Genomic DNA, 13259 nt, shown 5'->3' on the forward strand with positions numbered 1-13259 from the left:
TCTTTCCGTGTCATCGGGGAGGTCTTCGGCAGTCAGGGGAGGTCGTCGGGGCGACGAACGGGCGGGGGCCGGTTCGACAGCATGAAGCGCCGGATTATCACGATTTGAGACGCCGGCTAGAAGTGCGGATGGTTTACCCGGCCCGCGCCGCCTTCAGTTCATGTAAGGCGAGGGCGCCCCGTACGACACGCGGACAACGGGTCATCGCGGTCAAACGTCAGGCTAGGCTGTCCTGGATGCAAAAAAAGCCCCGGCAGCGCCGGGGCTCTTTCATGGGCCGGGGCCGGCATCAGCGGGAAGCCGGCTTGCCCTGTTCCTCCAGGTATTCCTTCGACGGCTCGTCCATCCGGTCGCCCAGCATCCGCCGGACCGATACGAAGAAGACCGGGATCAGCAGCAGGCCGAGGAATGTGGCGAAGAACATGCCGCCGATGACGCCGGTGCCGATGGCATGGCGGGCATTGGCGCCCGCACCGGTCGAGATGGCCATCGGCAGCACGCCCATGATGAAGGCGAACGAGGTCATGAGGATGGGACGGAAGCGCAGGTGCGACGCCGAGATCACCGCCTCGCGCAGCGTCTTGCCCTGCTTGCGCTCCATGACCGCGAACTCGACGATCAGGATGGCGTTCTTGGCCGCCAGGCCGATGATGGTGATCAGGCCGATCTTGAAGAACAGGTCGTTCGACAGGCCACGCAGCATGGTGAACAGCACCGCGCCCAACGCGCCCAGCGGCACCACCAGCAATACGGCCACCGGGATGGACCAGCTCTCGTATAGCGCCGCGAGGCACAGGAACACCACGACGATCGACAGCACCATCAGCAGCGTGGCGCTGTTGCCGGCCAGGATCTCCTGGTACGACATGCCGCTCCAGTCGTAGCCGAAGCCCTGCGGCAGCTGGTCGGTCACGATGTTCTCCATCGTCGTCATCGCCTGGCCGGACGAACTGCCCGGCGCCGCCGAACCATTGATGTTCACCGCGGAGTAGCCGTTGTAGCGGGACAGCGAGGGCGGCACCGACGCCCACGATGACTGCACCACGTTGGACAACGGGATCATGGCGCGGCCACCGCTGGCATCGGTCTGCTGGTTGCTGGGCGAGTAGATCCTCGCCAGCGATTCGGCACCGGTGCGGTACGGCGCGTCGGCGCGCATGTTCACCCGCTTGATGCGGCCTTCGTAGAAGAAGTCGTTGACGTATACCGGCGCCAGCATCAGCTGGATGCCGTTGTAGATGTCGCTCAACGACATGCCCATCGCCTGCGCCTGCACGCGGTCCACGTGCAGTTGCAGCTGCGGGGCATTCTCCAGCGTGTTCGGGCGCACCGCCATCAGGCTCGGGTCCTGCGCGGCCGCGCCCAGCAACTGGTTGCGCGCCGCCATCAGGGCCTGCTCGCCCAGTCCGGCACGGTCCTGCAGCCACATGTCGAAGCCGCCGAACTGGCCCAGGCCCTGGATCGTCGGCAGGTTCACCACGAAGATCTGCGCGCCCTTGATGCCGTAGAAGCGCTGGTTGGCCTGCTGGATGAACTCCGGCACGGTGATATCGCGCTCGTCCCAGGGCTTGAGCCGGATGAACGCCATGCCGACGTTCTCGCCGCGACCGAGGAAGCTGAAGCCGGCCACTTCCATGACGCCGTCGAACCCGTCCATCTGCTGCAGTGTACCTCGGACCTGGTTGAACACCTGCTTGGTCTTCTGCAGCGAATTGCCTGGCGGCAGCTGGACGATGGCAAGTGCGTAGCCCTGGTCCTCTTCGGGCACGAAGCTGCTGGGCAACCGGGTGAACAGGAAGCCCGCCAGCACCGTCAGCAGTGCGAAAACGATCATCCAGCGCGGCGCATGCTTGATCGCCGCGCCGATGTGGCCCACGTAGGTCTTTTCGAGCTTGCCGTAGTACTTCTCGAACGTGCGGAAGATGACGTTCTTCTTCTCGTGGCTGTCGTGCTCGTGCTGCTTGAGGAAGGTCGCGCACAGCGCCGGGGTGAAGCCCAGCGCCAGGAACGCGGAGAACGCCATCGAAATGGCGATGGTCAACGCGAACTGCTTGTAGATCTCGCCGGATGCACCACCCTGCAGCGCCGAAGGGATGAACACCGCCGCCAGCACCACGGTGATCGCGATCACGGCGCCGGTGATCTGGCCCATCGCCTTGATCGTCGCCTCGCGCGGCGGCAGCTTTTCCTCGGCCATGATGCGTTCGACGTTCTCGATCACCACGATGGCGTCGTCGACCACGATGCCGATCGCCAGCACCAGCGCGAACATCGTCAGCTGGTTGATGGTGAAACCGATGACGCTCAGGCCCCAGAACGTGCCCAGCAGGGCGACCGGGATGACGAGGGTGGGGATGATGGTGGCGCGGAAGTTCTGCAGGAACACCAGCATCACCAGGAACACCAGGATCACCGCCTCTATCAGGGTCTTGACCACTTCCTCGATAGAGATCTTCACGAACGTGGTGGTGTCGTACGGCGAGAACCAGGTGACGCCCGGCGGGAAGCTGGGCTGCAGCTCGTCCATCTTGGCGCGTACGGCCTCGGCCACGTTCAGCGCGTTGGCGCCCGGCAGCAGCTGGATGGCGAACGCGCCGACCGGCTTGCCGTTGAACTGGGTGTCGAAGCCGAAGTTCTGCGCGCCGAACTCGACCCGGGCGACATCCTTCAGGCGGACCGTCGAGCCGTCGTTGTTGGCGCGCAGGATGATCTGCTCGAACTGCTCCGGCGAGGTGAAGCGGCCTTCGGCCGACACCGTCGCCGTGAACGCCTGGCCTTCGGGCGCGGGATCGGAACCGATCGAACCGGCGGCGAACTGCACGTTCTGCGCGCGCACGGCGGTCAGCACGTCCGTGGCCGACAGGTTGAAGCCCTGCAGCTTGCCCGGGTCCAGCCACAGGTTCATGGCGTACTCGGACCCGAAGTGCTGGGTGCTGCCGACGCCAGGCACGCGCGCGATCTGGTCCAGCACGCGCGAGGCGACGATGTCGTTCAGGCGGTTGCGGTCGATGCTGGCGTTCTCGGACTGCAGGCCCACCACCATCAGGAAGCCGGCGTTGGCCTTGGCCACCACCACGCCCTGGGCGGTGACTTCGCTGGGAAGGCGCGGGGTCGCCAGCGACACCTTGTTCTGCACCTGCACCTGGGCGATATCCGCGTCGGTTCCGGTCTGGAAGGTCAGGGTGATCGAGGCCTGGCCCGACGAACTGGAGCTGGAACTGAAGTACAGCAGGTTGTCGATGCCGGTGAGCTGCTGCTCGATGACCTGGGTGACCGATCGCTCGGTGGTTTCGGCGCTGGCGCCAGGATAGGTCGCGCTGACCGTGACCTGCGGCGGCGCGATCGAGGGATAGGATTCGACGCCCAGATTGAGGATCGAGATCACGCCGGCCAGCGAGATCAGGATCGACACGACCCAGGCGAAGATCGGATGGTTGATGAAGAACTTGGGCATGGGGGAGGGTCCTTCTTACTCGGCCTTGCCTTGCGTGGGCGCAGGTTTGGCCTGGGCCGCCTTCGCGGCGGCGGCCTGCTCGGCGGTCACGCCCTTGGCCGGCGCGCCTTCCTTGACCTTCTGCAGGCCCTCGACGATGACCTGGTCGCCAGCGGCAAGGCCTTCGGTGACCAGCCAGTCGGCCCCGAGCGCCTGCTGCGTGACGACGTTCTTGCGCACCACGTTGCCGTCCTTGCCGACCACCATCGCGTAGGCGCTGACGGTATCGCGCTGGATCGCACCCTGCGGGATCAGGAACGCGCCCTTCTGCTCGCCCAGCGTGGCGCGCAGGGTGACGAACGTGCCCGGCAGCAGGGTACGGTCCGCATTCGGGACGGTGGCGCGCAACGAGACGCTGCCCGTCGCGGGGTCGACGACGGTGTCGGAGAAGTCCAGTGTGCCGGTCCGGTCCAGTGCCCGCCCGTTCGGCAGCACGATCTGCACCGTGCGCTGGCCCGCGCTGGCCAGTTCGACCTTGCCTTCGCCCTGGGCCTGCTGGATCGCCTGCAGCTCGCTGGAGCTCATCGAGAAGTTGGCGTACAGCGGATCGATCTGGTCGATCGTGGTCAGCAGCGTGGCGTCGCCCTGGCCGACCAGCGCGCCTTCGGTGACCTGCTGCTTGCCCGCGCGGCCGGCGATCGGCGCGGTGACGCTGGCATAGCCCAGGTTGATGCGGGCGGTCTCCACGTTGGCGCGCGCCTGCTGCACGGCGGCGGCGGCGCTGCGTTCGGCGGCCTCGGCGTTGTCGAGGTCGGACTTGGAAACGAACTTCTGCGGCGCGAGCTGGCGGGCGCGGTCCGCGGCGACCTTGGCGTTGGCATAGGTGGCCTGCGCCGAGGCCAGGTTCGCCTGTGCCGCGCTGAGCGACGCCTGCAGTGGCGCGGGGTCGATCAGGAACAGCACCTGGCCTTCCTTCACGTCGCTGCCTTCCTGGTACACGCGCTTCTGCACCACGCCGGCCACCCGGGCGCGCACGTCGGAGCTGCGGTAGGGCGACAGGCGGCCTACCAGGTCACGCTGCAGCGGCACGTCCTTTGGCGTGGCGGTCATCACCACGACCTCCGGCGGCGGCATCTGCGGCTGTTCGGGCTTGCTGCAGGCAGCCAGGACCGCCAGCAGGGCGCTGGCCAGGGCGAGGGAACGGATGGGGGACGTCATGGGGAAGCTCCGTTTCTTTTTCTTGGAGACATGGGGAGGGGGTGCAGCGGGTGGATCCGGCGACCCGGCACCGGTCTTGGCGAGCTGGCGTGCTCGTCGTCGCGCGGCGCGAACGCACGCAGGAAGGTGTCCACCGCGAACGTGGACCACCGTTGACGCGCCAGGCGGCCGGCGCGATGGGGCACGCCGAAGCGCTGTCGCTCGAAATCCGTTCCCACGATCATGCTGAGCAGCAGCTCCGCGGCGTAGTGAGGATCGTCATGCCTGAGCCGGCCCTGGTCCATCGCGTGCTGCAGCCAGGTGGCCAGGCGCCGCAGGAGAGTATCGCAGGCGTCGCGGTACAGGTCGCGCGCTTCCTGCGGAAATTGGTGCGCTTCGGCGGCCAGCAGCTGACTGGCGGCGACCACGGAAGGATCGGACAGGTGGCGCAGGTGCTCTTCCGCGAAAGCCAGCAAGGCTTCGCGCGGCGCCTCGGGCGTGGGGGACAACCGTGCGGTGGCCAGCTCCTGGTGCTCGGCGATCACGCTGCGCAACAGTTCCTGCTTGCTGCCGAAATGCGCATACAGGGTCTGCTTGGAGCAACCGGCGCGCGCCGCGACCGCCTCCATGCTGATGCGGAAGCCCTGTTTGGCCATGAGTTCGCGCACGGCTTGGTGGACACGGCTGCGACGTCGATCGAGCGCGGAGAGGGGGGAGGAAGGGCGCATGCGGATTGGACTATACCGTCCAGTTTAGAAATTTAACAGCCTTGATTCCGCGCCATTTCCGTGCACAGCGCGGGCCACACGCGCGTCGAAGCATCAAGGCGACAGCGGCTTCCGCCATGCGCCACCGCATGGTGTCCGCAGGCGCGCGCATCCTGCCGTCCATGCGCGGGCAAACAAATCCGGCCAAGGTTTGCAAGCATTGCTTATGTGGCCGCGCAACAAGTCTTGTCATGGTGTCGGGGGATACAATGACCATTCGACTACCACTTGTTGAGCCACTCTCTGCATGAACGCTGCACGCAGCCCGAAGAAAGCCTCGAAACAGACGTCCAAACCGGAAGCCTCCAAGGCCACCCAAGCGGTGACCCCGAAGGCGACGCCCACCAAGAAGGTGGCCGCCCGACCGGTGCAGGCGGCGAAGGCCGCGAAGGGCAAGGCAGGGGTGGCCACGACGGCGGAGGCGTTCACGCTGGCTCCCATCCTGGACGCGATCCGCAAGCGCATTTCCGGCGCCAGCGCCCAGGCGGAAGCGCGTACCTTCGCCGAAGCCTTCTACAAGCGCATGGAGGAGGACGAGTACCCGCACCACGGCGCCGAGGGCTGGGCCGCCATCGCCACGGACATGCTGGCGTTCGCGCGCCTCCGCAAGCCGGGCGCGGCGAACGTGCGCGTGTTCAACGCCACGCAGAAATCGCACGGCTGGGATTCGCCGCACACGGTGCTGCAGATCGTCAACGACGACATGCCCTTCCTCGTCGATTCGGTGAGCATGGCGCTGGCCGAGATGGGCGTGGGTGTGCACGTGCTAGGGCATCCGCTGGTGCGCTTCACCCGCGACCGGGCCGGCAAGGTCACTGCCGTGGGCGAGGGCAAGCACGAGTCGCTGATGCTGCTCGAGATCGACCGCCTGCCGCCGGAGGAGATGGCGCAGGTCGAGAAGCGCATCCGCAGCGTGCTGGACGAAGTGCGTGCCATCGTGCGCGACTGGTCGGCCATGCGCGAGAAGATGCTGGCCCTGGCCGACGACATGGCCACCCGCCGCATGCCGGCCGATGACGAAGGGCGTCGCGAGGCGCAGGAGTTCCTGCGCTGGGCCGCCGCCGATCACTTCACGTTCTTCGGCTACCGCGAGTACCGCGTGGAAAAGGGCACGGGAATCCTGGCGGCCGTCGAGGACAGCGGCCTGGGCCTGCTGCGTGAGGGCGACACCACGCCGCCGCGCAACATCAAGACGCTGGCCGCGCACTACCTGCCGCAGGGCGGCTCGGTGGACGCGCTGATCCTCACCAAGACCAACCGCCGTTCCACCGTGCACCGCCCGGGCAACATGGACTACATCGGCGTGCTCGAGTTCGACGCCAAGGGCAACCCCATCGCCGAGCAGCGTTTCATCGGCCTGTACACCTCCAGCGCCTACAACCGCCGCCCGTGGGAGATCCCGCTGGTGCGCGAGCGCCACGAATACGTGATGCAGAAGTCCGGGCTGTCGCCCAGCGGCCACAGCGGCAAGGCCCTGCGCCACATCCTGGAAACGCTCCCGCGCGAGGAGCTGTTCCAGTCCAGCGATGAGGAGCTCTACCGCACGGCGATGGGCATCCTGGGCCTGCAGGAGCGCGTGCGCAGCAAGCTTTTCCTGCGCCGCGACCGCTACGGCCGTTTCTATTCGGCGCTGGTCTACATCCCGCGCGAGCGCTTCAATACCGACGTGCGCCTGCGCATCGAGTCGCTGCTGAAGGACGCCATGCGGGGCGAGTATGTCGACAGCAGCGTGCTGTTGGGCGAATCGCCGCTGGCGCAGCTGCACATCACCATCCGTCCGAAGGCGGGCGAGCAGGTCGAGGTCGACACATCGGCGCTGGAAGGCGACATCGCCCACCTGCTGCGCAACTGGCAGGACGACCTGCGCGAAACCCTGATCGCCCGTCACGGCGAATCCAAGGGCCTGCTGCTGGCCGGCGGTTATGGCCGTGCGCTGCCGGCGGGCTATATCGAAGTCGTGTCGCCGGAAGGCGCCGCGCGCGACGTCGAGCACCTGGCCGCGCTGACCGGCAAGGACGACCTGCGCCTGAGCCTGCACGAATCACGCCGCAAGCGTCCGGGGCAGGGGCGCCTGCGCCTGAACCTGTACCGGCAGGAAACGGACATCCCCCTGTCCGACGCGCTGCCGCTGATGGAGAACATGGGCCTGCGCGTGATCTCCGAGCATCCGTTCCGCCTGGAAACCGCACAGGGTGCGCGCTACATCCAGGAGTTCGAGGTCGAGCCGGTCAACGGCGCATTCGATGTCGAGCGCCTGGCGCCTGCGTTCGAGGAGGCCTTCGCGCGCATCTGGCGCGGCGACGCGGAGAACGACGGCTTCAACAAGCTGGTGCTGGCCGCCGGGCTGGCCTGGCGCCAGGTCGCGCTGCTGCGCGGCTACTGCAAGTACCTGCTGCAGACCGGCGTGCCGTTCTCGCAGAGCTACGTGGAAGAAACGCTCAACCGCTATCCGCTGCTGGCCCGCCTGCTGGTGGAGCTGTTCGAGGCCCGTTTCGATCCGGCGACCGGCAGCGAGAGCAAGGCCCAGATCAAGGAAGGCCAGGACCGCTTCGCCGAGCAGCTGAAGGCGCTGGCGGGCGACGACGAGGCGGCCGCCAAGACGCTGGCGGCCCTGGTCGAAGCCCGTGGCGGCAAGCGCGAGCAGCAGATCGAAGCCGCGCACAGGGCGCTGCTGAAGCTGATGGACCGGGTGTCCAGCCTGGACGACGACCGCATCCTGCGCGGTTTCATGGGCGCGATCGAAGCCACGCTGCGCACCAGCTTCTACCAGCGCGGCAAGGACGGCCAGCCGGCCCACACGATCAGTTTCAAGTTCGATTCGGCCAAGGTGCCGGACCTGCCCAAGCCGCGTCCGTACCGCGAGATCTTCGTGTACGGCCCGCGCGTGGAAGGCGTGCACCTGCGCTTTGGTCCGGTGGCCCGTGGCGGCCTGCGCTGGTCCGATCGACGCGAGGATTTCCGCACCGAGGTGCTGGGCCTGGTGAAGGCCCAGATGGTGAAGAACACCGTCATCGTCCCGGTCGGTGCGAAGGGCGGCTTCTTCGTCAAGCGTCCGCCGGTGGGCGGCGACCGCGATGCGGTGATGGCTGAAGGCATCGCCTGCTACAAGCTGTTCATCCAGGGTCTGCTGGACATCACCGACAACATCGTGGGCAACAGGATCGTGCCGCCCGTGGACGTGGTGCGCCACGACCAGGACGACCCGTACCTGGTGGTCGCGGCCGACAAGGGCACGGCCACGTTCTCCGACATCGCCAACGGCCTGGCCCTTGCGCACGGCTTCTGGATGGGCGACGCCTTCGCGTCCGGCGGGTCGGTGGGCTACGACCACAAGGGCATGGGCATCACCGCCCGCGGAGCCTGGGAATCGGTCAAGCGCCACTTCCGCGCGCTCGGCCGCGATTCGCAGACGCAGGACTTCACCTGCGTGGGCATCGGCGACATGTCCGGCGACGTGTTCGGCAACGGTATGCTGCTGTCGGAGCACATCCGCCTGGTCGCGGCGTTCGATCACCGCCATATCTTCCTGGATCCAAACCCGGATGCGGCCAGGTCGTTCAAGGAACGCGCCCGCATGTTCAAGGTGCCGCGCTCCAGCTGGGCGGACTACGACGCCAAGCTGATCTCCAAGGGCGGCGGCATCCATCCGCGCAGCGCCAAGTCCATCGACATCACGCCGGAAGTGCGGGCCGCGCTCGGCATCGCCGACGGCGTGAAGTCCATGACGCCCAACGAGCTGATGAGCGCCATCCTGAAGGCGCCGGTGGATCTGCTGTGGAACGGCGGCATCGGCACGTACGTGAAGGCCAGCAACGAGACGCACGCCGACGTCGGCGACCGCGCCAACAACGGCCTGCGCGTCGACGGCCGCGACCTGCGCTGCAAGGTGGTGGGCGAGGGCGGCAACCTGGGCCTGACCCAGCTGGGCCGCATCGAGGCCGCGCAGCACGGCGTGCTGCTCAATACCGACTTCATCGACAACTCAGCCGGCGTGGACACCTCCGACCATGAGGTGAACATCAAGATCCTGCTCAACGGCGTGGTGCAGGCGAAGAAGCTGTCGATGGACGCCCGCAACAAGCTGCTGGCGGACATGACCGGCGAAGTGGCCGACCTGGTGCTGTGGGACAACTACCGCCAGAACCAGGCCATCAGCCTGATGGAGCGCATGAGCGTGTCGCGCCTGGGTTCCAAGCAGCACTTCATCCAGACCCTGGAATCGCAGGGCCTGCTGGACCGCCAGATCGAGTTCCTGCCATCCGACGCCGAGCTGGCCGAGCGCAAGGCGCGCGGGCAGGGGCTGACGCGGCCGGAGCTGTCGGTGCTGCTGTCGTACTCCAAGCTGGTCGCGTTCCAGCAGCTGCTGGAATCCGATATCCCCGAGGATCCGTACCTGTCCAAGGAGCTGCAGCGCTACTTCCCGCAGCCGCTGCAGAAGAAGTACGCCACGGAGATGGAGAAGCACCGCCTGAAGCGCGAGATCATCGCCACGGCGGTCACCAACACCACCATCAACCGGATGGGCGCCACGTTCCTGCTGCGCATGCAGGAAGACACGGGCCGTTCGCCGGCGGAAGTGGCCAAGGCGTTCACCATCACCCGCGAGACGCTGGATGCGCGGGCGCTGTGGAACCAGATCGACGCGCTGGACGGCAAGGTGCCGGAGTCGGTGCAGATCGACGCTTTGCAGGTCATCTGGCAGGTGCAGCGCAACTTCACCCGCTGGCTGCTGACCCGGCAGGGTCCGATCCCCGCTATCGCCACGGCGGTGGAGCGCTACCACGATGGCTTCAACGAGATCCGCGCGGCCGATGGCGTGCTGCCCGACTCGCTGCGCCCGGCGTACAACGCCAGCCTGCAGGCGTGGAAGGACAAGGGCCTGCCTGCTGGGCTGGCCGGCCAGATCGCGGCGCTGCCGTATCTGGAGCCGTCCTGCGACATCATCGAGCTGGCGCGTGCGCGCAAGCTCAAGCCGGTCGAGGTATCGAAGGTCCACTACCGCCTGGGCGAGGCGCTGCACCTGCCCTGGCTGCAGGACCAGATCGAGGCCCTGAAGGTGGATGGCCGCTGGCATGCGGTGGCGCGAGGCGTCTTGCGCGACGAACTGGCCGCCCACCAGCGCACCCTGACCAACCAGGTGCTGTCGCTGCCGGGCGGCAACGCCGACGCGAAGGTCAGGGCTTGGCTGGGCCGCGACGATGCGGGCTTGCGCTTCACGCTGAACATGCTCGACGAGCTGGCGGCGCAGAAGACGCTGGACTACCCGACCGCATCGGTGGCGGTGCAGCGCCTGGGGCAGCTGGCCTCGCAGGGCTGAGCATCGCCTGCATGTGTCGACAAGGCGGCCTTCGGGCCGCCTTTTTTTTGTGGCCGCCCTTCATGGCAGCCACCCGGTGGGCCCACGCGACGCGTCGTCAGAAAGCGCTCCCGACGTTTTTTTATGTACGCTGTGCAGGCCCGACGATGGAGCCACGGATGACCACACCCCGCATCGCCTTCCTCGCCAGCCCCACGCCGGAGGCGCAGCAGGCATTGGCCGTGCTGCAGGCCGAGCATGGCGCGCATGCGCCCGACCAGGCCGATGTCCTGTGCGCGCTCGGTGGCGATGGTTTCATGCTGCAGACGCTGCACCGGCATGGCGCGCTGGGCAGGCCGGTGTTCGGGATGAAGTTGGGTACCGTCGGTTTCCTGATGAACCAGTACCGGCCCGACGGACTGATCGAGCGTATCGCCGCGGCGGAACCTGCCAAGCTGCGCCCGCTGGAAATGACGGCAATGACCGAATCCGGTACATCGATCTCGTCGCTCGCGTACAACGAGGTGTCGCTGCTGCGCCAGACCCGCCAGGCCGCGCACATCCGTATCGACCTCAACGGTGAGACGCGGCTGGACGAACTGATCTGCGATGGCGTGCTGACCGCCACGCCAGCCGGCAGTACCGCATACAACTTCTCCGCCCATGGGCCGATCCTTCCACTCGGGTCGAACACCATCGCGCTGACGCCGATCGCGCCGTTCCGTCCGCGCCGCTGGCGGGGCGCCATCCTCAAGGCCGACACCGAAGTCCGCTTCCGTGTGCTCGACCCCTACAAGCGGCCGGTCAGTGCCACCGCCGATTCGCACGAGGTGCGTGATGTGGTGGAAGTGACCATCCGCGAATCCCGCGACCGCATGGTCACCCTGCTGTTCGATCGCGAACACAACCTCGAAGAGCGCATCCTCAGCGAGCAATTCATGACCTGAGTCGCAATGTCTCCGGGACAGCGCGATTCCGCCGCACTGCGGCTTGCCGCCCTTTGCCGGCGCATGTTATCCAGCGCCGCGTAGCGGTTCGGTTCGCATCCACCCGGGGAGGGGTTCCGATGCAGTTGACATGCACGTTGGCGATCTTCGCCTGTCTGATTGTGGCCGATGCAGCGGCCTGCAACCTGTCCACCGGCACCGCGCCGTTCGCCATCGCCGCCGCTCCGTCGGCGGAGGCGGAGGCGGAGGCGGGCGTTGCCCTGCGCGCGCCGGCGCTGGAGATGGTCAGCCTGACACGCGGCATCAATGGCCGGGCATCCTGTGACGCCAGCGGTCTGCTGACATTGAGCGTGGAGTGGCCGCGGGGCACGGACTACAAACTGCGTGAGCTGGGCTTCGAGTTCCGCGTGGTAGGGGGCGAGGACAGGCTGTCCATCTTCCCGAAGGCCCCGGTGACCGGCCGCGTGGACGGGCGGCGAAGCGAGTTCGTCTTCCTCTGGCAGGACGGGCCACCGGCGCAGCAGCAGCCGATCGACCTGGTGGTGGAAATGCGTGCGGTCACGCCGGACAACCGGCGCGGACCGCCGGCCCAGTTGCGCATCGCGGCGCCGCCGGGGAGCTAGCGTCTCACGCGGTGCGCGCGGATGACGGATACTGTGCGCATGGCCGACAACACTCCCCGCCTGCTTACCGTCGCCGTCACCTCGCGTGCGCTGTTCGACCTGGAAGAGAGCCACGCCCTGTACGAGCGCGAGGGCGTGCAGGCCTACAGCGACTACCAGCGCACGCACGAGGACGACGTGCTGGCGCCCGGCATCGCCTTCCCGGTGGTACGCAAACTGCTGGCACTGAACGCCGGCGCGCCGCCCGATACGCCGCGAGTGGAGGTGATACTGCTGTCGCGCAACTCGGCCGACACCGGGCTGCGCATCTTCAATTCCATCCAGCACTACGGCCTGGGCATCGTGCGCGCCACGTTCACGGCCGGCGAACCCACCTGGCCCTACGTGAAGCCGTTCGGCACCGATCTGTTCCTGTCGGCGAACCCCGAATCCGTGCGCCGCTCGCTGGAACACGGGATCGCGGCGGCGACGATCCTGCCGGCCAGTGCGCCCCAGCAGCAACGCCACGAGCACCAGCTGCGCATCGCCTTCGACGGCGACGCGGTGATCTTCGGCGACGAGAGCGAACGCATCTCGCGCGAGCAGGGCGTCGAAGCCTTCGGCAAGCATGAGCAGGCGCGTGCGCGCGAGCCGTTGTCCGGTGGCCCCTTCCGCAACTTCCTGTCGGCGCTGCACCAGCTGCAGCAGGTGTTCCCGGCCGATGAACGTTCGCCGATCCGCACGGCGCTGGTCACCGCGCGCTCGGCGCCAGCCCACGAGCGGGTCATCCGCACGCTCCGCGAGTGGGGTGTGCGCCTGGACGAAGCGCTGTTCCTGGGCGGCCGCCACAAGGGGCCGTTCCTGGAAGCCTTCGGGGCGGACATCTTCTTCGACGACTCGCAGCACAACATAGACAGTGCGCGCCATCACGTCGCCGCTGGCCACGTACCGCATGGGATTGCCAATCCGTGATGCCTATCCCGATGCGCCTGTCCGGGCGCGGGGGGGTGCCTCGAT

7 protein-coding genes are annotated in these 13259 nt (G+C 67.3%); 4 read left to right on the plus strand and 3 right to left on the minus strand.

All coding sequences use genetic code 11. The features are described from left to right. Positions 1–289: 289 nt before the first annotated feature. From IAE60_RS11970 to IAE60_RS11980, 3 genes are read right to left on the minus strand one after another with little or no spacing between them, the layout of a single operon-like run. Positions 290–3454, minus strand: a complete 3165-nt coding sequence (locus tag IAE60_RS11970; protein ID WP_187572422.1) for an efflux RND transporter permease subunit — start codon at positions 3452–3454, stop codon at positions 290–292. A 15-nt stretch (positions 3455–3469) separates the two neighbouring features. Next, on the minus strand, positions 3470–4651 hold the full coding sequence (locus IAE60_RS11975) for an efflux RND transporter periplasmic adaptor subunit (RefSeq protein WP_187572423.1): 1182 nt from the start codon (positions 4649–4651) through the stop codon (positions 3470–3472). Next, the gene (locus IAE60_RS11980; protein WP_187572424.1) at positions 4648–5358 is read right to left on the minus strand and encodes a TetR/AcrR family transcriptional regulator; all 711 of its coding nucleotides are present in this window, start codon (positions 5356–5358) and stop codon (positions 4648–4650) included. The genes IAE60_RS11975 and IAE60_RS11980 overlap by 4 nt, the downstream gene beginning before the upstream one ends. Before the next feature lie 286 nt (positions 5359–5644). On the opposite strand from IAE60_RS11980, the gene IAE60_RS11985 reads away from it, so the two are divergent. From IAE60_RS11985 to IAE60_RS12000, 4 genes are all read left to right on the plus strand, one after another. Next, on the plus strand, positions 5645–10714 hold the full coding sequence (locus IAE60_RS11985; RefSeq protein ID WP_187572425.1) for an NAD-glutamate dehydrogenase: 5070 nt from the start codon (positions 5645–5647) through the stop codon (positions 10712–10714). 158 nt (positions 10715–10872) lie between these two features. Further along, positions 10873–11640, plus strand: a complete 768-nt coding sequence (locus IAE60_RS11990; RefSeq protein ID WP_162108832.1) for an NAD kinase — start codon at positions 10873–10875, stop codon at positions 11638–11640. 119 nt (positions 11641–11759) lie between these two features. Continuing rightward, positions 11760–12263 (plus strand): hypothetical protein, encoded by a 504-nt coding sequence (locus IAE60_RS11995; RefSeq protein WP_187572426.1) that lies wholly within the window; start codon positions 11760–11762, stop codon positions 12261–12263. Between the two features lie 39 nt (positions 12264–12302). Continuing rightward, positions 12303–13214 carry a 5'-nucleotidase gene (locus IAE60_RS12000; protein ID WP_185896013.1) on the plus strand — a complete coding sequence of 304 codons (912 nt, stop codon included), beginning with the start codon at positions 12303–12305 and terminating at the stop codon, positions 13212–13214. Positions 13215–13259: the final 45 nt, after the last annotated feature.

Source organism: Pseudoxanthomonas mexicana (assembly GCF_014397415.1).
Classification (GTDB): domain Bacteria; phylum Pseudomonadota; class Gammaproteobacteria; order Xanthomonadales; family Xanthomonadaceae; genus Pseudoxanthomonas_A; species Pseudoxanthomonas_A mexicana.